The organism is Acidobacteriota bacterium (assembly GCA_009861545.1).
GTDB lineage: Bacteria > Acidobacteriota > Vicinamibacteria > Vicinamibacterales > UBA8438 > WTFV01.
Map to the genome: position 1 here is coordinate 1 of VXME01000152.1, position 21,187 is coordinate 21,187.

Below are 21,187 nucleotides of genomic sequence, written 5' to 3' on the forward strand. Positions count from 1 at the left end.
ACATGCCGGCCGGCGCGCGCGTGCCGCTGGGGAGTCTGGCCGAGATCGTGGAGGACCGCGGCCCGAACTTCATCGGGCGAGAGAACGCGCAACGGCGGATCATCGTCACGGCCAACGTGGCGGGGCGCGACCTGGGCAGCGTGGTAGCCGACGTGCGCCGGCAGGTGGCGGCGGGCGTGACCCTGCCGGCCGGCTACCGCGTGGAGTACGGGGGGCAGTTCGAAGCGGAGGAGGAAGCCGAGCGTCTGCTGCTGGGACTGGGCGTCGGGGCCGTGGCCGGGATCTTCCTGATCCTCTACAGCGCGTTCCGATCGATGCGGGACGCCGCGATCATCATGCTGAACCTGCCGCTGGCGCTCATCGGCGGCGTGGCGGGCGTGTTCCTGGGCGGCGGTGTGCTCTCCATCGCGGCATTGATCGGCTTCATAGCGTTGTTCGGCATCGCCACGCGGAACGGGATCATGCTGGTGTCGCGGATCCGGCGGTTGCGCGAGGAAGACGCGGATCTCGACCTGCGCGAAGCCGTCATCCGCGGCTCGGTGGATCGTCTGGTGCCGATCGTGATGACGGCGTTGTCGACCGGTTTGGCGCTGTTGCCGGTTGCGCTCAGATTCGGCGTGCCGGGCAGCGAGATCCAGGCGCCGCTGGCGCTGGTCATCGTCTGCGGACTGTTCTCGTCGACGGCGTTGAACATGTTCGTCGTGCCTGCCGTGGTGCTGCGGTTGGAGCGCTGGGATCCCTGACCCGGGGCCGCCGCTCGTACCGGTTGACGACCTCGTTCGCCGCCTTGAGGCCGCGTACGACGCCGCGCCGCCTCAAGGTGGAGCCGACTGCTCGTCGAGTGTCTACGGACGGTGGTCCGGACCCAGGTGCGACTCGTATCGGGTGGTGGAGGCGGCGGGAGTCGAACCCGCGTCCGAAGGTCCAGCGCCGGAGGAATCTACATGCGTATCCGCCCTTGATTGTGTCGCTTCCGGCGTCGAAGGGCGGCGGAAACCGCCGGAAGCCCAGCCCCGATTGATCTCGTCGTGGCGTGTCGGTGCCGCGCGCTACGACCAGCCCACTGTATGACACCTGACTCCCGGCCCGCGGGCGTGGTCAGGACAGGCGCGCCGCCTGATTAGGCAGCGAGAGGAAGCTGCGTGTCCGCAGTTACTTGGTTTTCCATCGGATTAACGAGTCGATGGTGCTCGGCATGCATCCTGCGGTTCCATGACCCCCGTCGAAGCCGTGTCGCCCCCATCGGCGAGCCTTCAGAGCATTATAATGCGGGTCAGCGATGGCTGGATCGCGCGGCGTCGAAGACGTGGTCGAGGTGGTCGTTCCGCGCCTGCAGGATGCGGTGGCGGTGGAGGTGCGCAATCTGGCACAGGTGCTCGCTTCCCGCGCCGATGAGGTGCGGGCCAAGGCCGTGGCCGACCACGAAGCCTCGCTGGCCCGCGAGCGCAAGCAGGCGATGGACGAGCGCGCCGAGGCCATTGCCGCGGCGGCGACGGCGGCGCGCGAGCGGGCTGCCCTGGGCGTCGTCTCGCGGTTGCTCGATGCAGTGCGCCGTCTGGACGACGAGGCGACGCTGAGCGGCGTGCTCGACGCGCTGGCGGATCTGGCAGCCGCGGAAGCCGGCCGGGCCGCCCTGTTCGTGGCCGCGGACGGAGGATTGCAAGGCCGGCGCCTGGTCGGCTTCGTTGCGGGCGCTGGGGGCGCGGCGCGCGTGCTGGCCGCGGAGGACGCCGGCGTCGCCGGGCAGGCGATCGACCGGCGGCGCACCGCGTGGGTGAAGCGCGGCGCACACGCGGGCGCGCAGGATCGTCCTCCCGCCTTCGCGACGTTGCCCGCGGATCGCACCGGCGTGGCCGTTCCCGTCCTGATCGGGGGCGAGCCCCTCGTGGTGCTCTACGCCGACGAGGGAACGGAGGACAACCGGTCGGACAGCGCCCGCTGGATTGCGGCGATAGAGTTGCTCGCGCGCCACGCCGGTTCGCGTCTCGAAGCGCTGGCCGCCGAGCGGGCGGCGGCGTTCGCTCGCGCCGGACGGTGACGGGAGCGGCTCAGCGGCGGATCGCGCGGTTGACGACCGTCTCCAGCATTTCCTGGCGGCCGGACACCGGCGTCGGCTCGATGGCGTCGGCGGCGACGTGATCCGACAGGTCCGCGAGGCTCGCGCCATCGAGGATGCGCCGTCCCAGGGGCCCGCTCCAGCCGTGGTAGCGGGACTCGACGAAGGCGGCGAGCTCGCCGTTCTCGATGAGGACCGTTGCGCTCAGCAGCCCCTGGGCCAGCGCATCGAGACCGCCGATGTGCCCGTGGAACAGGTCGTCGCGCGACACGCTCTGGCGCCGGAGCTTGGCGTCGAAGTTGAATCCGCCCGCACCGACACCGCCGCCGCGCAGGATCTCGTACAGCGCCAGCGTCGTCTCCTCGACGCTGTTCGGGAACTGGTCCGTGTCCCAGCCGTTCTGCGGGTCTCCGCGGTTGGCGTCGACGCTGCCGAAAAGGCCGTTGGTGATGGCGTACGCGAGCTCGTGCTGGAAGCTGTGGCCGGCGAGCGTGGCGTGGTTGACTTCGATGTTGAGCTTGATCGAGCGGTCGAGGTCGTACTGCTGCAGGAAGGCGTGCACCGCCGCCGCATCGTGGTCGTACTGGTGCTTGGTCGGCTCGTGGGGCTTGGGCTCGATCAGCAGCACCCCGTCGAAGCCGATCTTCGCCTTGTGCTCGACGACGAGGCTCATGAAGCGTCCGAGCTGGTCGGCCTCGCGCCGCAGGTCGGTGTTGAGCAGCGTGTCGTAGCCCTCGCGCCCGCCCCAGAGGACGTAGTTGGCGCCGCCGAGGCGATGGGTCACCTCGAGGCAGTGCTTCACCTGCGCGGCGGCGTAGGCGAAGACCTCCGGGTCGGGGTTGGTGGCCGCGCCGGCCGCGTAGCGCGGGTGGCTGAACAGGTTGGCGGTGCCCCAGAGCAGTCCGATGCCGGAGGCCTCCATCCGTTCCGCCATCCGGTCGGCGATGCGCGAGACGTGGTCGTTGCTCTCCGCGAGGGTGGCGCCCTCGGGCGCGATGTCGCGGTCGTGAAAGCAGAAGAACGGCACACCGAGCTTGTCGAAGAACTCGAACGCGGCGTCCAGCTTGCGCTCGCAGGTCTCGAGGCTGTTGGTCCCGGTCAGCCACGGGCGGTCCAGCGTGGCAGCCCCGAACATGTCGACCCCGGGCGCGTTGAACGAGTGCCAGTAGCAGACGGCCGGCCGCAGGTGGTCCTCCATCCGCCTGCCGAGCACCTCGCGGTCCCTGTCGTAGTGGCGGAACGCGAGCGGGTTGACGGTTTCCGGACCCTCGTAGTCGATGCGGTCGACGTTGTCGAAGAACGGTGCGCTCACGACTCGGCTCCTCTCCTGAATTCCTCCCGCAGGGCGGCGTACAGGGCGCGGTAGCGCGGCAGCCCCTCCGCGTAGCGCTCGCGCAGCCGGGCGTCCGGCGCGACGACGTCGGTGGCGGGCGGCGCGGTGGCGACCGCGACGGGGGCCTCCCCGGTCACCGCCAGGCGGGCCAGCCGCGCGGCGCCCAGCGCGGGGCCGACCTCCGCGGCGGCGCGGTAGGTCAGCTCCTCGTCGAGCACGCTCGCGAGGATGCGCCCCCACAGGCCGCTGCGCGAGCCGCCGCCGATGACGGCGATCTCGCCCGGCCCCTCGTCCCGACCGAACAGCACGTCGCGGGCGTCGGCGAACGCGTAGGCCACGCCTTCGAGCACGGCGCGCCCGAGGGCGGCGGCGTTGGTGTCGTGGTGCAGGCCGAAGAAGACGCCCTTGGCGCTCGCGTCGTTGTGCGGCGTCCGCTCGCCCGACAGGTACGGCAGGAACAGGACGTCCGCCGGCCGGCCGTCGGCCTCGACCGCCGCGAGCAGGGCCGCCACGTCGCGGAAACCGAGCAGCGGCGCGGCCCACGCCAGGCACGAGGCGGCGCTCAGGATGACCGACATCCGGTGCCAGGTGTCCGGGAGGCAGTGGCAGAAGCTGTGGACGGCGCGCTCGGGGTTGGCGCGGTACGCCGCGTCGGCGACGAACAGCACGCCTGAAGTGCCGAGCGACAGCGACGTCCGGGTGCGGTCGACGACGCCCGCGCCGATCGCGCCCGCCGCCTGATCGCCGGCGCCGCCCGCGACCGGAACGCGGCGCAGGCCCCACGCCTCGGCGACCTGGGCCCGCAACGTCCCGGCCGGCTCGCTGCCTTCGACGAGCCCCGGCATGGCGGCGCGCGTGAGCCCCGTCGCGGCCAGCATCTCGTCGCTCCAGTCGCGGCGGGCCACGTCGAGCCAGAGCGTCCCGGCGCTGTCGGAGCGGTCGGAGAGGTACTCCCCCGTCATGCGCAGGCGCAGGTAGTCCTTCGGCAGCAGCACGCGTGCTACCCGGGCGAACACCTCCGGCTCGTGCTCGGCCACCCAGACCAGCTTCGGCGCGGTGAATCCGGGCATGGCGAGGTTGCCGGTGATGGCCGGCAGGCGGGGCTCGCGCTCGAGGAGCCGCGCGCAGGCGCGCTCGGAGCGCCCGTCGTTCCAGAGGATGGCCGGACGCAGCACCGAATCGTCGCCGGCGAGGAGCGTCGCGCCGTGCATCTGGCCGGACAGGCCGACCGCCTCGATGGCGCCTCCGTCGACGTCGCGCAGCACCGCGCGCACCGCCTCGTCGGTCGCGCGCCACCAGTCGCGCGGATCCTGCTCGGACCAGAGCGGTCGCGGGCGGGAGACGGCCAGGGGCGCCGTGAACGAGGCGCGCACCTCCTGTTTCGCGTCGAGGAGAATCGCCTTGACGCCGGACGTGCCGAGATCGATGCCGAGATACACGCCGTCAATACCGTAACGCCGCCGAGGCGTAGACGCCGCCGAGGCGGTAGTCTCCCGTCTGGCGGTCGATGAGATAGCTCACGTCCAACGTCCGGTAGCCGACGCTCAATCCGAGGTGCCTCGAGAGGTTCAGCGTGGCGTACACGTCGAGATCCACGTACCGGCTGTGGTACCCGTCCAGGGTATCCTCCGGCAGCACGAACCCCGTCGCTTCCACCGTGATGGGGGTGAGCCGCGTCACGTAGAAGCGCGCAATGCCGCCGATCGCGGGCATCGGGGCCCGCGTCTCGACGAAAGCGCTCGCGCCGTTGGAGTCCAACGCGGTGTACAGGTGAGTGTACTTCGCTTCGAGGATCAGCCCGAGATAGCCCCGCCCGCCGGTGGCGACGTCCAGCTCGTAGCCGAAGCGCCACGCGTCCCAGCGGAAAGTCGAGTCGACCGGCAACCCGACGTCGAGCCGTGTTCCCCGGAACACCACGCGCCGTTCGAGTACCTGCTGCTGCCGGTACTGCATGGGGATCAGGGACGCCCGCAGCTTGTGGCGGCGGCCGGCCTTCAGCGTCAGACGAAAGCCGGGGTGGCGCTTGCGGCGCAGCCCGAGATCGCCGTTGAAGTCGATGGGCCCGCTCCGGATGCCGAGCACCTCGGTAGAGCCGGAGATGGCGGCCGTCGGATCCCAGAGGCCGGCGGCCAGTTCGATGGTGTAGTCCTCGCCCGGAGCCGTGGCCGATTCGAGCTCGCGCCACCGCTCGTCGGCCGGCGTCTGCCCGCCGGCCGGGGCGGCGAGCAGCGCCAGCAGGATCGCTCCGAACGCCGCCGGCCTGCCGCCTGCTATGCTGATGGATCGATGTCGTCCGCCGCGTCCGCGCTGTTTCCCTACCTGGTCCGCTATCGGCATCGGTTCGCCCTGGGTTCCGTCTTTCTCGTCCTGTCCACCGCGATCACCCTGGCGTCGCCGTGGGTGCTCAAGCATGCGATCGACCACCTGGCCGCCCGCCTCGGTCCGGACTTCGTCGCTGCCGCCGCAGGACCCGCTCTGGCGTCGTACGCCGCCGCGCTCGTCGGTCTCGCTTTGGCCGGGGGCGTCTGCCGGTTCCTGATGCGGCGCATCATCATCGGCGCTTCCCGGGAGATCGAGCTCGACCTGCGGAACGATCTCTTCCGGCATCTGCAGCGCCTGCCGCCGGCCTGGTTCCAGGCCAATCGGACCGGCGACCTGATGTCGCGCGCGACGAACGATCTGTCGGCGGTTCGGATGATGGCGGGGCCGGCGATCATGTACACGGCCTCCACCTCGATCACGTTCGTGGTCGCCCTGGTGCTCATGCTGTCCCTGTCGCCGGCGCTCACCCTGCTCGCGCTGCTTCCGCTCCCGTTGGTATCGGTCGTTGTGCAGCGTTTCGGCAGCGCCATCTATTCGCGGTCCGAGCGGATCCAGGCGCAGTTGGCGCACATGAGCGCGGTGGTGCACGAAGCGCTGGCCGGGGTGCGGGTGGTCCGTGCCTACCGGCGCGAGGGAGTGGAGATCGAGCGGTTCCGGGAGGCCAACGAGGAGTACGTCGCCCGCAGCCGCGCCATGATCCGGCTGCAGAGCGCGTTCCACCCGACGCTGGCGTTCTTTCTCGGCCTGTCGGCGCTGATCGTCCTGTGGATCGGCAGCCGGCACGTCATCGACGGCCGTTTGTCGATAGGCGACTTCGTCGCGTTCAACGTCTACGTGGCGATGCTGAGCTGGCCGATGATCGCCTTCGGCTGGGTGACCAACATGCTGCAGCGCGGGCTGGCCGCGTGGCAGCGGATGCTCGACGTCCTGCAGGTCGAGCCGGCCATCCGCGACCCCGAGATGCCGGTCGCGCCCGAGAGGATACGGGGCGTGGTCGAATTCCGCGACCTGACGTTCGCCTACGACGGCCGGGCGGTCCTCTCCGGGGTGTCCGCGCGGGTGGAGCCGGGGCAGGTGCTGGCCCTGGTCGGTCCGACCGGCTCCGGGAAGTCGACGCTGGTCGACCTGCTGCCGCGCCTCTACGATCCGCCGCCGGGGACCGTGTTCGTCGACGGAATCGACGTCCGCGAGCTGGCGCTCGATACCCTGCGGGGCGCGATCGGCTACGTGCCGCAGGAACCGCTGCTGTTCTCGGAGACGGTGGCCGGCAACGTCGCCTTCGGGGTCCGCGCCGCGGACGGCGTGCGCGCCGCGGACGGCGTGCGCGCCGCAGACGGCGCTGTCGCGGACGCGGTCGGGTTGGCGCAGCTCGACGTCGACGTCGCCGGGTTTCCGCGCGGCCTCGACACCGAGGTAGGCGAACGGGGGATCACCCTGTCGGGGGGGCAGAAGCAGCGCGCGGCGCTGGCGCGCGCCATCCTCACCGATCCGCGCATTCTGATCCTCGACGACGCGCTGTCGGCGGTCGACACCCACACCGAGGAGGCGATTCTCGGGCGGCTCCGGGAGGTGATGCGGCAGCGCACCACGATCCTGGTCGCCCACCGCATCTCGACCGTGCGCGATGCGGACCTGATCCTCGTGCTCGACGAGGGCCGGGTCGTCGAGCGGGGCACGCACGCCGAGCTGGTGGCGCTGGACGGTCTCTACGCCGGGCTGCATCACAAGCAGTTGCTGGAAGAAGCGCTCGAGGATTCGTAGGCGGATGTCCGTTCACGAACCGGAGGTTCTCGGCCGGGCCTACGACGCGCGGCTCATGCGGCGCCTGCTCGGCTACCTGCGCCCGCACCGGCGGTCGGTGGGCGTCGCGCTTGCGACGATCGCCGCCGGCTCCGTGCTCCAGCTCGCCCAGCCCTGGCTGACGAAGGTCGCCATCGACGACCACATCGCGCCGGGGGACCTCGACGGCCTGGACCGCATCGCCCTGGCGTTCCTGCTCGTTCTCGCCGGCTCGTTCGTGCTCGAGTACGTGCAGACCTGGACGATGCAGACGATGGGGCAGCGGATCATGTTCGATCTCCGGATGGAGATCTACCGCCACCTGCAGCGGCTCGATCTCCGCTTCTACGACCGCAACCCGGTCGGCCGGTTGATGACCCGCGTCACCTCCGACGTCGACACGCTGAACGAGCTGTTCACCTCGGGCGTCGTCACCGTGTTCCGGGACGTCTTCATGCTGGCCGGCATCATGATCGTCCTGCTGTGGATGGACTGGCGCCTGGCCCTGGTCACGTTCGCGGTGCTGCCGGCCATCGCCTGGGTCACGCACTGGTTCCGCATGAACGCGAGGGAGTCGTACCGCCGCGTGCGGCTCCAGATCGCGCGGATCAACGCCTTCCTGCAGGAGAACATCAGCGGCATGGCGACCGTGCAGCTCTTCCGGCGCGAGGCCCGCAACTTCGAGCAGTTCGCGGGCATCAACCGCGCGCACCGCGACGCCAACCTGGAGTCCATCTTCTACTACGCCACCTTCTATCCGGCCATCGAGGTGCTGGGCGCCGTCGCCACCGCTCTCATCGTCTGGTACGGCGGCGGGCGGGCGCTGCAGGATACGGTCGAGCTCGGGGCGCTGGTCGCGTTCCTGCAGTATTCGCAGCGTTTCTTCAAGCCGATCAGCGACCTGTCGGAGAAGTTCAACATTCTGCAGTCGGCGATGGCGTCGTCCGAGCGCATCTTCGGGCTGCTCGACACGCCGGTGGAGATCGCGTCGCCCGCGGCTCCGGCGGCGAGGGCCGACTCGTCTCCCGCGCCCGGACTCGGGCCGCGCCTGGCCCTCGCTTCTTCTGCCGGCGGCGTCCGGATCCGGTTCGAGCACGTCTGGTTCGCCTACCGCGGCGACGAGTACGTGCTGCGCGACGTCTCGTTCGAGGTCGGCGCGGGCGAGCGGGTCGGCGTGGTCGGCGCGACGGGAGCCGGAAAGACCACTCTCATCAACCTGCTGATGCGCTTCTACGACGTGGATCGCGGGCGGATCACCGTCGACGGTGTCGACGTGCGCGAGATGCGGCTGGCCGACCTGCGGCAGCGCTTCGGCCTCGTGCTCCAGGACGTCTATCTCTTCTCCGGCAGCGTGCGCGAGAACATCCGCCTGGGTCACGACGCGATCGGCGATGCCGCGGTGCAGGCGGCGGTGCGAAGCGTGCACGCGGATCGCTTCATCGAGCGCCTGCCCGCCGGGCTCGACAGCGAGGTGGGAGAGCGCGGGGCGACCCTCTCGGTGGGCCAGAGGCAGTTGTTGAGCTTCGCGCGGGCGCTCGCGTTCGCTCCCGAGGTGCTGCTGCTCGACGAGGCGACGTCGAGCGTCGACACCGACACCGAGCGCCTCATCCAGGACGCCCTGCACGTCCTGATGGCGGAGCGGACCACCATCGCCATCGCGCACCGGCTGTCGACGGTGCAGGACATGGACCAGATCCTGGTCTTCCACAAGGGCGAGCTGCGGGAGGCCGGCACTCATCAGCAGCTTCTCACGCGCCGCGGGCTCTACCACACGCTGTATCAGTTGCAGTACAGGGACCAGGAGCGGGCGGCGGCGCCGGCGCGGGCCGGTGCCGTGTGGACCGCGCTGGAGCCGGCAGTGGTCGATTCCGGGAGTGGAGGCTGACGCCGGCTCAATCCGAGCCCGCGAAGTGCTCGTACCCCCCGGGCAGCGGTTCGTCCCGGCCGTCGCGGCGCAGGCACACTTCGCGCGCCTTCGTGACGACGCCGATCGGGGTGAGCGGAAGCTCGCCGATCTGCCGCCGCACGTGCCGCAGCCGCCCGCGGAACGCCGACGGGCTCGTGAAGGCCAGCTCGAAGTCCTCGCCGCCGGCGAGCGCGGCGGCCAGGGGGTCGAGCCCGGCCGCCGCGAACCAGGTGCGCGCCTCCGGGTGGATCGGCAGGGCCTCGGCGTCGAGTCGCACGCCGACGCCGCTCGCGGCCGCGATCCGGTGGACGGCGTCGCCGAGCCCGTCGCTCAGATCGATGCAGGCGCGGGCCGCCCGGTTCCGGCCGAGCGCGACGCCGAGGACGACGCGGGCCTCGGGGCGGCGGTGGCGCCGCCGGCACGCCTCGGGAGCGGGGCCGGCGTCCGTCGCGTCTCGGAACGAGGCGAGGCCAGCCGCCGCTGCGCCGATCGTGCCGCTGACGTAGACGACGTCACCCGGCCGGGCCCCGTCGCGTCCGAGCACCCGCCGCCGCTTGGCGCTGCCGATGGCGGTCAGCCCCAGGACGAGCGGTCCCGGCGAGGCGGTGACGTCGCCGCCGACCAGCGTCGTGCGGTGGCGCGCAGCGAGCGACAGCAGCGCGTCGATCATCTCGTCGACGTCCGACACGAGACAGGCGGGGGGCAGCGAGAGCGCAAGCAGGACGTGGCGCGGCACGGCGCCCATCGCCGCCAGATCGCTCAGGTTGACGGCGAGCGCCTTGTCCCCCACGTCGCCGGGAGAGCTGTGGGTCCGGTCGAAGTGGACTCCCTCCACCAGCGTGTCCGTGGTCACGACGGCCAGCGCACCGCGGTCCGGCTCGATGACGGCGGCGTCGTCCCCGATGCCGGTCACCACGCCCGGGGCTCGCGGGCGTACCCGTTCCCGGATGCGTTGAACGACGGCATGCTCGCCGAGGTCGGCGACGGTGGCGGAACTGCGCACGACAGGGCCAATGCCGGGCTAACGCGCGTACTCCACCGAGCGGGTCTCGCGTATCACCGTGACCTTGATCTGGCCGGGGTACTGGAGCTCGTTCTCGATCCGTTTCGCGATGTCCTTCGAGAGCCAGACCGCGTCTTCGTCGGTGATCCGCTCGCTCTCGACCATCACCCGGATCTCGCGTCCCGCCTGGAGCGCGAAGGACTTCGAGACTCCCTTGAACGAGTCCGCGATGCCTTCCAGGTTCTCCAGGCGCTTGACGTACGACTCGAGGATGTCGCGGCGGGCGCCCGGCCGGGCCGCGGAGATAGCGTCGGCCGCCTGCACGAGCATCGACTCCAGCGAGGGCCAGTCGATGTCCATGTGATGCGCGGCCATCGCGTCCACGACCGCCTCGGTCTCCCCGTGCTTGCGCAGGAAGTCGATGCCGATCTGCAGGTGCGTGCCCTCGAGCTCGCGATCCATCGCCTTGCCGACGTCGTGCACGAAGGCGGCGCGGATGGTGGTGTGCGCGTCTAGGCCCAGCTCGCGCGCCATCACCCCGGCCACGTAGGCGACCTCCTTGGAGTGAGCGAGCACGTTCTGGCCGTAGCTGGTCCGGAACTTCAGGCGGCCCATCATGCGGTTGATCTCGGGATGCATGTCGTGAATCCCGAGCTCGAACGCGGCGGCTTCACCCTCCTTCAGCGTCGCCTCGTCGACCGCGGCGCGGACCTTCTCGACCACCTCCTCGATGCGGGCGGGGTGGATCCGGCCGTCGGCGACGAGCTGCTCGATGGCGCGCTTGGCGATCTCGCGGCGGTACGGGTCGAAGCTCGACAGGATGATGGCGCCGGGCGTGTCGTCGACGATCAGCTCCACACCGGTCGCGGTTTCCAGGGCGCGAATGTTGCGCCCCTCGCGGCCGATGATGCGGCCCTTCAGGTCGTCGCTGGGCAGATCGACCACCGACACGGTGGTCTCGATGGCGTGGTCGGCCGCGCTGCGCTGGATCGCCTGCGTGATGATGTGCTTCGCCTTGTCGGCGGCGGTTTCGCGCGCCTCGTGCTCCAGCCGCTTGACGAGATTGGCGGCGTCGCGCCGCGCGTCGGATTCGAGCTGGCGGACGAGCAGCTCCTTGGCCTCGTCGGCGGTCATGCCCGAGACCCGCTGCAGCTCGGCCTGGGTCTGCTCGATGATCTCCTGGGAGCGAGCTTCCTCGGCCTGGGCGGCCTCTTCACGTGCGATGACGGCGTCTTCGCGGGCGCGCAGATCGCGCGCGGCCCGGTCGACTCCGGCGCTGCGCTCCCCGAGCGTGCGCTTGCGTTCGTTCAGGTCGCGTTCGAGCGCGGCCAACTCCTCGCGGCGCTGGCGGGCGTGATTCTCCGTCTCGTGGCGCAGGTTCTGGGCCTGCTCGCGGGCGGTGAGCTCCGCTTCCTTGCGCCGGGCGCCGACCTCGCGCTCGGCGCTCTCCAGCAGTCGCCCGGCTTCTTCGCGTGCACGGCCCACTGTCTCGGCGGCGATCCGCCGGCGCGTGGCTATCCACACGCCGAAGAAGATCAGACCTACGACAGCGGCCGCGAGGCCGGCGGCGACAGCGGGCGACAGGAGCTGCATGCGCGACTCGCACGGAGTCGGCGCGGCATGCTGGGGCGAAACCCGAGGACCCCCGCGATTACCGTGTGGGGAGGTCGTATGAACCTGCGCGTGCAGGTGGAACCGCTATGTCAAACCCCGCCTCTAGGCTTCCTCGGGCCGAGGCGTGCACACAGCGAAGCGTCGCGGTTCACTTCGATACAACAATGGCTCAAACGAGCCTCCATGCCATCACGCGTACTGCAGGGAATCTCAAAAATCCAACACACGTGCCGTGCTCCGTTCCTGTGCCGATCTTAGAACGAAGCGGCAGTCGGGGCAAGGAGCCGCGGTGTTCGCGGCCGAGCGGCCGTCGCGGAGGAGATGCCGCCCAAGGCCCGCTGACCGTCGGTCCGCGGGCACGGCCGCCGCTGACCGTCAGTCCGGGGCACGGCCGCCGCTGACCGCGCGGTCGACCATGGCTTCGATGGCCAGCATGCGGTCCAGGACGTGGCGCTCGTCGTTGGCGCGCCCGTCGAGACTGCGGAAGTAGTCGTCGGCGATGTTGAGCGCGGCAAGCACCGCCACGTGCACCAGGTCGCGCCGCGGCGCGCGATTCGCGACCGCTTCCATCTTCTCTCGGACGTAGGTACCCAGCCGCGCGACATCGTCCGAGTCCAGCCGGCTGCGAATCGGGTACTGCCGGCCCAGGATCTCGACGTGGGTGACGCTGGCTTCGGTCGGCTTGTCCATCGCGTGCAGCACGGCGGGGCGGTCCCGGACGCGCCGCGTGCGGTCCGGTCCGTTCCCCGCCCGATTACAGGTCGAGCGTCTCGAGTCGATCCAGCATCTCGGCCACGCGGGCGCGTACCTGATCCCGCTCCGCGCGGAGCGTCTCGACCTCCTCGGCTTCATGCCTGGCGGCGGTGAGGTTTTCGCGGAGCGCGCCGATCTCCTCGTTCAGGCGTTCGTTGTCCGACCGCGCCTCCGCCAACTCCTGCCGGGTCCGCTCCAGAACCTGCACCAGCCCGCTGACCTTCTGGGCCAGGCGGTCCACGGTGGCGAGGTCGACGTATTGGGCCGTCTCTGACATATGCGACTCTGCTCCATGCCCTCGCAAGGGGGCGCTTCCGGTCGCCGCCAGCTCGGAAACCGTCGCCGAGTCTGCACCGTTCTACGCTCAGACTAGCGCAACTCGGCCTGGTGCGCGGCTTTGAGCGCGGCGACGATCGTGTTCGTCGCCTGTTGCACCTCCACGTCGGTCAGTGTCCGATCCGCGGCGCGGAACGTCAGGCGGAACGCCAGACTCATGTGGCCGTCCGGAATGCCCTTGCCCTGGTAGAGATCGAACTCGCGCACCTGCAGCAGCGTTTCCGGTGCAACGGACCGAATCGTGTCACGAACGGTGGCGGCGGGCAAGGCCGCGTCGACAATCACCGCCAGATCGCGGACCATCGACGGATACCGCGGAAGCGGCGCCGCCACCATCCGGTCGGGGTTCGAACCGCCGCTGGTCAGTGCCCGGAGGTCGAGTTCGGCTACGTAGATCTCGTCGTCGGCCGGAAGCCCGCGCGCCTCGGCGATGTCCGGAGCGAGTTGTCCGACGTGGCCGAGTTGCAGCGTCTCGGCGGTGTCCGGCGTTGTCGCCTGCACCGCGGCGGTACGACCGCGTACCAGCGTGTTGCGCTCCACCGGTTCGTACGCGGGCGTCACGCCGAAGGCGTCGCACACCCGATCGACGAGGCCGATGACGTCGAACAGGTCGGTCTGCCGCTGTCCGCGGCTCCAGTGTCTGGGCGCCGACGCGCCGGTGAGCGCCACCGCGAAGCCTGCGGTCTCGCCGTCGGCGGCGGTGAAGCGGCGACCGATCTCGAAGAGCCGAATATCGCGATGCTCGCGCCGGCGGTTGTGGATGAGCGCATCCAGCAGGCCTGGTATCAGGGACGGTCGCAGCACCGCGAACTTCTCCGACAGCGGATTGGCGATGCGAACCAGGTCGTCGGGCCGGCCGACGAACGGGCGCCCGGCGGCTTCCTCGATGAATCCGTAGGTGATGGCCTCCGAGCAGCCGCCGGCAGTGAGCACCCGTCGCAGAAGCCGCTGCCGGGAGAGCGTGCCGCTTGGGGGGGCCGGCGGGCGGACGAGGGCCGGGAACGTCGACGGGAAACGCTCGTAGCCGTGGTGGCGGGCGATCTCCTCGATGAGGTCGATCTCGCGGCTGACGTCGACGCGGTGCGGCGGCACCGTGACCCGCCAGCGGGGTCTTCCGTCGCTTTCCGTCGCCTCCCCGTCGACGCCGAAACCGAGCCGCTCGAGAGTGGCCGGCACGAAGCCGGGCTCCACTTCGACGCCGAGCACGTGGCCGATCCGTGCGTGGCGGAGGGTGACGCTGACCCGGTCCCGCGGCGTCGGGTAGCGGTCCACGATGGCGCCGCGCGGCGCGCCGCCGCCGATCTCGGTCAGGAGTTGTTGCGCACGCCGCATCGCCCGCACCGGAGCCTCGATGTCGGCGCCCCGTTCGAAGCGGAACGAGGCGTCGGTGGACAACGCCAGCCGCTTGCTCGTGCGCCGGACCGACACGGGATCGAACCAGGCGCTCTCGAACGCGATGCGCGCCGTTGTGTCGCCGACCTCGGAATCGGCTCCGCCCATGACGCCGGCCACCGCCTGCGGGCGCGCCCCGTCCGCGATGACGAGCATGTCGCCGGCGAGTTGCCGCTCGACGCCGTCCAGCGTGCGCACCGTCTCTCCCGCCCGCGCGCGGCGAATCCGCAGCTCGCCTCCGGCGAGGCGGTCGAGGTCGAACGCGTGCATCGGCTGGCCCAGCTCGAGCATCACGTAGTTCGTGACGTCGACGACGTTGTTGATGGGCCGGACTTCCGCCGCCTCGAGGCGCGCCGCCATCCAGGCCGGCGACGGACCGACGCGGACCTCGGCGACCGAGGCCGCGTAGCGGGGGCAGAGCGCCAGGGCGTCCTCCTCGATGGTGACGGGCAACGCGTCGTCGCCGGCAGGCGTGTCGGCCAGCGCCGGCCAGGTGATCGTGTCCCCGTAGATCGTCGACACCTCGCGGGCGATGCCCGCGACGCTCAGGCAGTCGGGTCGGTTGGTCGTGATCTCCAGGTCGAGAACGGCGTCCTCGCCCCGTGCCGGCCGGCCCGGAATCGGCGGCGCCGGGTCGACCGCCGACACTTCGAACCCGTACGCCGTGAGCGCTTCGGCCAGCTCGTCCACGCTCACCGTGACCGGCACGAGCTCACGCAGCCACGAAACCAGGATTCTCAATAGGGAAACTGCTCCAGGAGGCGCAGGTCGTTGTCGTAGAACGCGCGGATGTCCTCCACGCGGTACTTCAGGATCGCGATGCGGTCGATCCCGACGCCGAACGCCCACCCGGTGATCCGCTCGGAATCGTAGCCGACCGCCTCGAGCACGGCCGGATGCACCATGCCGCTGCCGAGGATCTCCAGCCAACCCGTCTGCTTGCAGACCGCGCAGCCTCTGCCGCAGAAGACGCAGTCGATGAACACCTCGGCGCTCGGTTCCGTGTAGGGGAAGAAGCTCGGGCGGAACATGACCCGAGTGTCGGGCTCGAAGAGCTGCCGCAGGAAGCACTCCAGCGTGCCCTTCAGGTCCGCCATCGTCACCCCCTCGCCGACCAGCAGTCCCTCCACCTGCTGGAACATCGGCGAGTGGGTGAGATCGGGCGTGTCCCGCCGGTAGACGAGTCCGGGCGCGATGATCCGCACCGGCGGCTCGTGCGTCTCCATGTAGCGGATCTGCATGCCGGAGGTATGCGTCCGCAGCAGGGTGCCGGGCGGGCCGGCGGGCGTCCGGAGCGGCGCGTCCAGGTACAGCGTGTCCTGCATGTCGCGGGCGGGATGCTCCGGCGGCATGTTGAGCGCCTCGAAATTGTGGTAGTCGTCTTCGACCTCCGGGCCTTCGAGGATCTCGAAGCCGAGGCCGGTGAAGATCTGCTCGATCTCCTCGCGGATGACGGTCAGCGGGTGGCGGTGTCCGAGTGGGACCTCGCGGCCGGGGAGCGTGACGTCGACCGGCGAAGGCACCTTTGTCACCTTTGCAGGGGGCACCTCAGACGCCCACGCAGCTGGGTTCGCCGCGACTCTGTGCTCGGTGGGTGATGGAGTCGGTGTCGCGGAATCCCGGCGCTCCGCCAGCGCCTGCTCGATCTCCCGCTTCAGTGCGTTGGCCTGCCGGCCGAGGTCGCGGCGGGTCTCGGGCGGCGCCTGGGATACGGACTTGAGCAGGGCGGTAACCGCGCCGCGTTTCCGGCCGAGATAGCGGTTCCGCAGTTCCTGCAGCTCGTCGGGCGTGGCGGCCCGGCCGAGCTCGGTCAGGAAGGCGGCCCGCGTGTCCTCGACGGTAGGGAGAGGCGACATCGTTGAACGCTCAGGAGTCCGCGGTGGCACAGCGCGCAGCGTCGGACGGGGATGTGGCTTCTCGGCGTCCGGCAAGCGGCGCGCCGAGCGAACAGGTTGTGGACGCCTAGGTCGCCGCGGCGCGCGCCTCCCTGGCCTGCTCGGCGAGATGCGCGAACGCGTCCGGCTCGCGGACGGCCAGATCGGCCAGCGCCTTGCGGTCGAGGCCGATGCCGGCCAGCTTGAGGCCGTTGATCAGGTGGCTGTAGCTGAGCCCGTGCAGGCGCGCCGCCGCCCCGATGCGCGTGATCCAGAGACGGCGGAAATCCCGCTTCTTCCGCCGGCGGCCGACGAATGCGTAGTTCAGGGAGGTGTCGACCGCTTCCTTGGCGGCGCGATACAGCTTGCTCTTGTTCTGGTAGAAGCCCTTGGCGCGGGCCAGCAGCTTCTGCCGCTTCGCGCGCCGGACGGTGCCGCGCTTCACTCGAGGCATCTTCTCGACTGCTCCCTACTTGTACGGAATCATCCGCAGGATCCGCGATTCGTCGGCCGTATCCACCGTCGTCGTGCCGCGCAGCCCGCGCTTCTGCTTGGTGGTCTTGCTGGTCAGGATGTGGCGCGAGAACGCCTTTTTGCGGGTCACCTTGCCGGTCCCGGTGGTGTTGAACCGCTTGGCCGCGCCGCGGTGCGTCTTCAGCTTCGGCATGCCTGCCTCTCCATCAGCGCCCCTTCTTCGACACGCTCCTGCTCGACAGGATCGTGTGCATCTGGTTGCCTTCCATGCGGGGCAGCGTCTCCTGGGTGGCCACCTCCTGCAGCTCGTCGACGAGCCGTTCGAGGATGTGCCGCCCGAACTCCGGATGCGCCATCTCGCGACCGCGGAAGAAGATGGTCGCCTTGACCTTGTCGCCGTGCGCCAGAAAGCGCTCGACGTGCTTCTTCTTGAACTGGTAATCGTGTTCGTCGACCTTCGGCCGGAACTTGATCTCCTTGACCTCGATCGTCTTCTGGTGCTTCTTGGCCTGCCGCGTCCGCTTCTGCTCCTCGTACTGGAACCGCCCGTAGTCCATGATTCGGCAGACCGGCGGTACCGCGGTCGGCGAGATCTCGACGAGGTCGAGTCCCTTCTCCCGTGCTATCGCCATTGCCTGGGGCGGCGCCATGACGCCGAGCTGCTCACCGCCGTCGTCGATGACCCGGATCTCCCGAACCCGGATCCGCTCGTTGACTCGCGTGCGGGGCTGGCGGAAATCGCGGCGTGGCCCGCGCGGGCCGCGTCCTGGAGGAATACCGTGCTCCCTTCGTGACAGCGCTCGCCCCTCGGGGCGAAGCGCTAGTTTACTCCGTTGCGGGGGTCCGCTTCAGCCGGACCTCCTCCTCGAGCGTCCCGATCAACTCTTCGAGGGCGCTGGCGCCCAGGTCTCCCTTCGTGCGGCTCCGCACCGCGACCGTGCCGTTCTCGACCTCGCGGTCGCCGATCACGAGCATCCGCGGGATCTTCTGGAGCTGCGCTTCGCGGATCTTGAGTCCGATCTTCTCGCGGCGATCGTCGAGCTCCACGCGGAAGCCGGCCGCAGCCAGCCGGTCCCGCACCGTCCGGCCGTACTCGGCATGCCGGTCGGCGATGTTCAGGATGCGGACCTGGACGGGCGCCAACCACAGCGGGAACGCCCCGGCGTACTGCTCGATGAGCAGCGCGATGAACCGCTCGAAGCTGCCGAAGATGGCACGGTGAATCAGCACCGGCGTATGGTCGGCGTTGTCGGCGCCGACGTACTTCAGGCCGAAGCGCTGCGGCATCTGGTAGTCGAGCTGAATCGTCGCGCACTGCCACCGGCGGCCGATCGCATCGGTCACGTGCACGTCGATCTTGGGTCCGTAGAAGCTTCCGTCCCCCTCGGAGACGGTGAACGGCCTGCCCGCCGCCTCGATCGCCCCGCGCAGTTGCGCTTCCGCGTGGGTCCACGTCTCCAGCTTGCCCAGGTAGTCCTCCGGGCGGGTCGAGAGCTCGATCGCGTAGTCCAGCCCGAAGTCCCCGTAGACGCGGTCGATGAGCCGCAGCAGGCGCTCCACCTCCTCGCCGATCTGGTCCTCGGTGATGAAGCAGTGCGCGTCGTCCTGAGAGAACTGGCGGACGCGGGTCAGTCCGCTGAGCACGCCGGAGGCCTCCTGCCGGTGCAGCACGCCCTGGTCGTGGAAACGGAGCGGCAGGTCGCGGTAGCTGCGTCCCTCGCTCGCGAACATCAGCATGTGCCCGGGGCAGTTCATCGCCTTGAGGGCGAACTGCGCCCCGTCCCTGTCTTCGGCGGTCGACGGCCCGCCGCCGTTGCCGGTCGCGGGCGCCGGCGGCTCTCCGTCGGACTCGAGCAGGAACATGTTCTCCCGGTAGTGCTCCCAGTGTCCGGACGTCTCCCACAGCGCCTTGTTGAAGACGAGCGGTGTCCGGACCTCCTGGTAGTCGTCGCCGGACAGCGCGTCGCGCATGTAGTCGGAGAGGATCCGGTAGAGCGTCGCCCCCTTGGCCTGCCAGAACGGTGCGCCGGGCGCCCAGGGGTGGAACGTGAACAGCCCGAGATCCTTGCCGAGCCGGCGGTGGTCGCGCTTCTTCGCCTCCTCGATCCGCGTCAGGTGGGCGGTCAGCGCGGACGCCTTGAAGAAGGCGGTCCCGTAGATGCGCTGCATCGGCTGGTTGCGCGAATCGCCCTTCCAGTACGCGCCCGAGCTGTGCAGCACCTTGAAGGCCTTGAGGCGGCCGGTCGACGGCACGTGCGGTCCGGTGCAGAAATCGATGAAGGCGTCCTCGATCGTGTAGCACGAGACGATCGGTCCCCCCTTTTCCTCGATCAACTGGACCTTGAGCGGCTCGCCGCGGCCGTCGAAGTACGCCTTGGCCTCGGCCTTCGGCATCATCTTCCGCTCGTAGCGCAGATCCTGCTTCGCGAGCTCGGCCATCTTGCGCTCGATGGCTTCCAGATCCGCCGGGACGAACGGCCGGTCGACGACGAAGTCGTAGAAGAACCCCTCGTCGATCGCCGGGCCGATGCCGCACTGCGCCTCGGGGAACAGCGCGGTCACCGCCGCGGCCAGCAGGTGGGCGGTGCTGTGGCGGTAGAGCTCGAGGGCCTCGGGGGCGTCCGGGGTCACGAACCGCACCGCGACGTCGCCCTCGAGCGGGTACGACAGGTCGACCATCCGCCCGTCGACGATCGCGGCCAGGGCCTGCCGGGCGAGCCGCGGCGAGATGTCGGCGGCCACGGCGGACACGGCCGCGCCCGCGGTGGCGGCGCGGGTGGATCCATCCGGCAGGGTGACGGTGATCTGGCTCATGCTGCGTCGGTCGGTCGGGAGACCGTCTCGGTAAACCTGGTAGGCACGGGCGGACTTGAACCGCCGACCTCCTGCATGTCAAGCAGGCGCTCTAACCAACTGAGCTACGCGCCTATCTTTCGCGGAGAGTGGATGTTACAGACCATGAAACGAACGGGCAGTATACCAACCGGGGGAAAGTCGCGTCAAAGGCGCGGCCACCGTTACGCGGCCTCCGCGGCGAGCCCCTCGATCTCCTCGATGGCGCGCTCGAGCACGGCGTCCTCTTCCGGCAGCGGCTCGCCGAGCTCCGGCAACTGCACGGCCACTCCGATGCCCGGCGCCAGGCCGAACGGGTGGATCGATTCGCCGGCCGCGGTCAGGTAGCGCGCCCACGACAGCCACAACGCGGATCCGTCCGGCAGCGGGACGAGGCGCTGCAGGCTCGTACGTCCGGCCGTCCGCTGGCCGATGCTGGTCGCCCGATCGCGCTCCACCAGGGCCGAGACGAACACCTCGGCCGGCCCCGAAGATCCGAAGTTGGTCAGCAGCGTCACCGGCAACCCGATGGCGTCCTCTCCGGTCGTCGATTCGAGCGGCGTGCTGGCGGCGCCGTGCTCCTCGCGGATGGCCAGCGTCCCGTCCGCCACGAAGAGCCCGGCCGCCTGAACCGCCGCCTCGTAGGCGCCCTCCGCCGCGTTACGGACATCGATTACGACATGAGACGCGCCGTTCGCCTCCAACGCGGCGATCTCCTCTGCGACGGCCTCTGCGACGCCCTCGTCGAAAGCCGGAATCCGCAGGTAGCCCACGCCGTCCACCTGTGCCAGCAGGCGCCCGCTGACCGCCGTCGGCGCGAGTCGCTCGCGGACGAGCGCGATGTCGTAGGGCTCCTGCGTGCTGCCGCGAATCAACGAGAGCGTGACCGTGGTCCCTGGTTCGCCGTGGAGCCGCCGCTCGCCCTCGATGACGGACAGCAGCCGCGTCGGCTCGCCGTCGATGGCCCGCACGTAGTCGCCCGGCGCGATGCCCGCCTCCGCGGCCGGTGATCCGTCGAGCGCCGCGATCACCTGCAGGTAGTAGCGCCGGGTGACGTCGAGGCCGACGCGTCCTTCGGGAAGCCGTTGGCCGCTCTCGATGCGACGCGCGTCGGAGGGTGACAGGTACGCGCTGTCGGAGTCGAGCCCCTCGGCCAGCCCGCGCAACGCGCCCTCGAGCACGTCGTCGAGATCGACGAGCTCGACGTAGTTGTTCGAGATGAGCGAGACGACGTCCTCGAAGACGCGCAGGTGCCGGTAGGTCTGCTCTTCCTCGCCGGCCGCCGCACGGCCGTAGTAGCCGCCGACGACTGCGAAGGCGATGATCGGAATCGATGCGAAGAAGGCGATGATCCGGGTCCTCAAGGCAGGTCCTCGCTTTGCAACGAGCTTACGAAGCCACGGGCCGCGACCCGCGACGGGCCCGGTGGAAACCCTCCAGGCCGTGGGGCGGAGCACGTACCGGCCAAGAAGGGGATTCTACCGGATCGGCGGCCGGCCCGTCGACGGATAAG

General features: G+C 70.2%; 18 protein-coding genes, 1 tRNA gene and 2 other RNA genes. 4 read left to right on the forward strand and 17 right to left on the reverse strand.

Annotated elements, in window-relative coordinates; translation table 11 throughout:
• The coding region (locus F4X11_23645) for an efflux RND transporter permease subunit (protein ID MYN67982.1) at window positions 1-743 on the forward strand (743 nt) is incomplete at its 5' end.
• A 143-nt stretch (window positions 744-886) separates the two neighbouring features.
• Here the strand turns inward: F4X11_23645 and ssrA are convergent.
• Window positions 887-1,241, reverse strand: a transfer-messenger RNA (tmRNA) gene (ssrA, locus tag F4X11_23650).
• A 38-nt stretch (window positions 1,242-1,279) separates the two neighbouring features.
• On the opposite strand from ssrA, the gene F4X11_23655 reads away from it, so the two are divergent.
• Window positions 1,280-2,038 carry a hypothetical protein gene (locus tag F4X11_23655; GenBank protein MYN67983.1) on the forward strand — a complete coding sequence of 253 codons (759 nt, stop codon included), beginning with the start codon at window positions 1,280-1,282 and terminating at the stop codon, window positions 2,036-2,038.
• 10 nt (window positions 2,039-2,048) lie between these two features.
• Here F4X11_23655 and xylA read toward each other — a convergent pair whose 3' ends face one another.
• The 3 genes from xylA to F4X11_23670 are packed head-to-tail and all read right to left on the reverse strand — an operon-like array spanning window position 2,049 to window position 5,726.
• Window positions 2,049-3,368, reverse strand: a complete 1,320-nt coding sequence (xylA, locus tag F4X11_23660) for a xylose isomerase (protein MYN67984.1) — start codon at window positions 3,366-3,368, stop codon at window positions 2,049-2,051.
• On the reverse strand, window positions 3,365-4,828 hold the full coding sequence (xylB, locus tag F4X11_23665; protein MYN67985.1) for a xylulokinase: 1,464 nt from the start codon (window positions 4,826-4,828) through the stop codon (window positions 3,365-3,367). Before xylB ends, xylA begins: the two co-directional genes overlap by 4 nt.
• A gap of 4 nt (window positions 4,829-4,832) precedes the next feature.
• Window positions 4,833-5,726: a hypothetical protein gene (locus F4X11_23670; GenBank protein MYN67986.1), complete on the reverse strand. Its 894-nt coding sequence runs from the start codon at window positions 5,724-5,726 to the stop codon at window positions 4,833-4,835.
• Here F4X11_23670 and F4X11_23675 point away from each other — a divergent pair.
• Window positions 5,676-7,472 (forward strand): ABC transporter ATP-binding protein, encoded by a 1,797-nt coding sequence (locus tag F4X11_23675; protein MYN67987.1) that lies wholly within the window; start codon window positions 5,676-5,678, stop codon window positions 7,470-7,472. The genes F4X11_23670 and F4X11_23675 overlap by 51 nt on opposite strands.
• Window positions 7,473-7,476: 4 nt before the next feature.
• On the forward strand, window positions 7,477-9,375 hold the full coding sequence (locus F4X11_23680) for an ABC transporter ATP-binding protein (GenBank protein ID MYN67988.1): 1,899 nt from the start codon (window positions 7,477-7,479) through the stop codon (window positions 9,373-9,375).
• Between the two features lie 7 nt (window positions 9,376-9,382).
• Here F4X11_23680 and thiL read toward each other — a convergent pair whose 3' ends face one another.
• The 13 genes from thiL to F4X11_23745 form a co-directional block, all read right to left on the reverse strand.
• Entirely contained in the window at window positions 9,383-10,411 is a 1,029-nt protein-coding gene (thiL, locus tag F4X11_23685) for a thiamine-phosphate kinase (protein MYN67989.1), read from the reverse strand.
• A gap of 6 nt (window positions 10,412-10,417) precedes the next feature.
• Window positions 10,418-11,992, reverse strand: coding sequence for a ribonuclease Y (rny, locus tag F4X11_23690; GenBank protein ID MYN67990.1), 1,575 nt, complete (start codon window positions 11,990-11,992; stop codon window positions 10,418-10,420).
• Window positions 11,993-12,037: 45 nt separating this feature from the next.
• Window positions 12,038-12,223: non-coding RNA, 6S RNA (gene ssrS, locus F4X11_23695), on the reverse strand.
• A gap of 165 nt (window positions 12,224-12,388) precedes the next feature.
• On the reverse strand, window positions 12,389-12,865 hold the full coding sequence (locus F4X11_23700; protein ID MYN67991.1) for a cell division protein ZapA: 477 nt from the start codon (window positions 12,863-12,865) through the stop codon (window positions 12,389-12,391).
• Entirely contained in the window at window positions 12,768-13,043 is a 276-nt protein-coding gene (gene zapB, locus F4X11_23705) for a cell division protein ZapB (GenBank protein ID MYN67992.1), read from the reverse strand. The genes F4X11_23700 and zapB overlap by 98 nt, the downstream gene beginning before the upstream one ends.
• Window positions 13,044-13,135: 92 nt before the next feature.
• Window positions 13,136-15,343, reverse strand: a complete 2,208-nt coding sequence (locus F4X11_23710) for a phenylalanine--tRNA ligase subunit beta (protein MYN67993.1) — start codon at window positions 15,341-15,343, stop codon at window positions 13,136-13,138.
• Window positions 15,232-16,350, reverse strand: a complete 1,119-nt coding sequence (pheS, locus tag F4X11_23715) for a phenylalanine--tRNA ligase subunit alpha (protein ID MYN67994.1) — start codon at window positions 16,348-16,350, stop codon at window positions 15,232-15,234. The genes F4X11_23710 and pheS overlap by 112 nt, the downstream gene beginning before the upstream one ends.
• 106 nt (window positions 16,351-16,456) lie before the next feature.
• Window positions 16,457-16,822, reverse strand: a complete 366-nt coding sequence (gene rplT / locus F4X11_23720; protein MYN67995.1) for a 50S ribosomal protein L20 — start codon at window positions 16,820-16,822, stop codon at window positions 16,457-16,459.
• 15 nt (window positions 16,823-16,837) lie between these two features.
• A complete protein-coding gene (rpmI, locus tag F4X11_23725; GenBank protein MYN67996.1) occupies window positions 16,838-17,035 on the reverse strand; it encodes a 50S ribosomal protein L35 in 198 nt (65 codons plus the stop codon).
• A gap of 13 nt (window positions 17,036-17,048) precedes the next feature.
• Window positions 17,049-17,618: a translation initiation factor IF-3 gene (locus F4X11_23730; protein ID MYN67997.1), complete on the reverse strand. Its 570-nt coding sequence runs from the start codon at window positions 17,616-17,618 to the stop codon at window positions 17,049-17,051.
• A gap of 49 nt (window positions 17,619-17,667) precedes the next feature.
• The gene (gene thrS, locus F4X11_23735; GenBank protein ID MYN67998.1) at window positions 17,668-19,656 is read right to left on the reverse strand and encodes a threonine--tRNA ligase; all 1,989 of its coding nucleotides are present in this window, start codon (window positions 19,654-19,656) and stop codon (window positions 17,668-17,670) included.
• A gap of 37 nt (window positions 19,657-19,693) precedes the next feature.
• Window positions 19,694-19,770, reverse strand: a tRNA-Val gene (locus F4X11_23740).
• A gap of 89 nt (window positions 19,771-19,859) precedes the next feature.
• Window positions 19,860-21,131, reverse strand: a complete 1,272-nt coding sequence (locus F4X11_23745) for a PDZ domain-containing protein (GenBank protein ID MYN67999.1) — start codon at window positions 21,129-21,131, stop codon at window positions 19,860-19,862.
• Between the last annotated feature and the right edge of the window lie 56 nt (window positions 21,132-21,187).

What these genes read in the sequence shown, in the direction of transcription:
- F4X11_23655 (MYN67983.1), top strand. Translation starts at nt 1,280, where the DNA reads ATGGCTGGATCGCGCGGCGTCGAAGACGTGGTCGAGGTGGTCGTTCCG.
- F4X11_23675 (MYN67987.1), top strand. Translation starts at nt 5,676, where the DNA reads ATGTCGTCCGCCGCGTCCGCGCTGTTTCCCTACCTGGTCCGCTATCGG.
- F4X11_23670 (MYN67986.1), bottom strand. Translation starts at nt 5,726, where the DNA reads ATGCCGATAGCGGACCAGGTAGGGAAACAGCGCGGACGCGGCGGACGA.
- F4X11_23680 (MYN67988.1), top strand. Translation starts at nt 7,477, where the DNA reads ATGTCCGTTCACGAACCGGAGGTTCTCGGCCGGGCCTACGACGCGCGG.
- rny (MYN67990.1), bottom strand. Translation starts at nt 11,992, where the DNA reads ATGCAGCTCCTGTCGCCCGCTGTCGCCGCCGGCCTCGCGGCCGCTGTC.
- F4X11_23700 (MYN67991.1), bottom strand. Translation starts at nt 12,865, where the DNA reads ATGAAGCCGAGGAGGTCGAGACGCTCCGCGCGGAGCGGGATCAGGTAC.
- zapB (MYN67992.1), bottom strand. Translation starts at nt 13,043, where the DNA reads ATGTCAGAGACGGCCCAATACGTCGACCTCGCCACCGTGGACCGCCTG.
- pheS (MYN67994.1), bottom strand. Translation starts at nt 16,350, where the DNA reads ATGTCGCCTCTCCCTACCGTCGAGGACACGCGGGCCGCCTTCCTGACC.
- rplT (MYN67995.1), bottom strand. Translation starts at nt 16,822, where the DNA reads ATGCCTCGAGTGAAGCGCGGCACCGTCCGGCGCGCGAAGCGGCAGAAG.
- rpmI (MYN67996.1), bottom strand. Translation starts at nt 17,035, where the DNA reads ATGCCGAAGCTGAAGACGCACCGCGGCGCGGCCAAGCGGTTCAACACC.
- thrS (MYN67998.1), bottom strand. Translation starts at nt 19,656, where the DNA reads ATGAGCCAGATCACCGTCACCCTGCCGGATGGATCCACCCGCGCCGCC.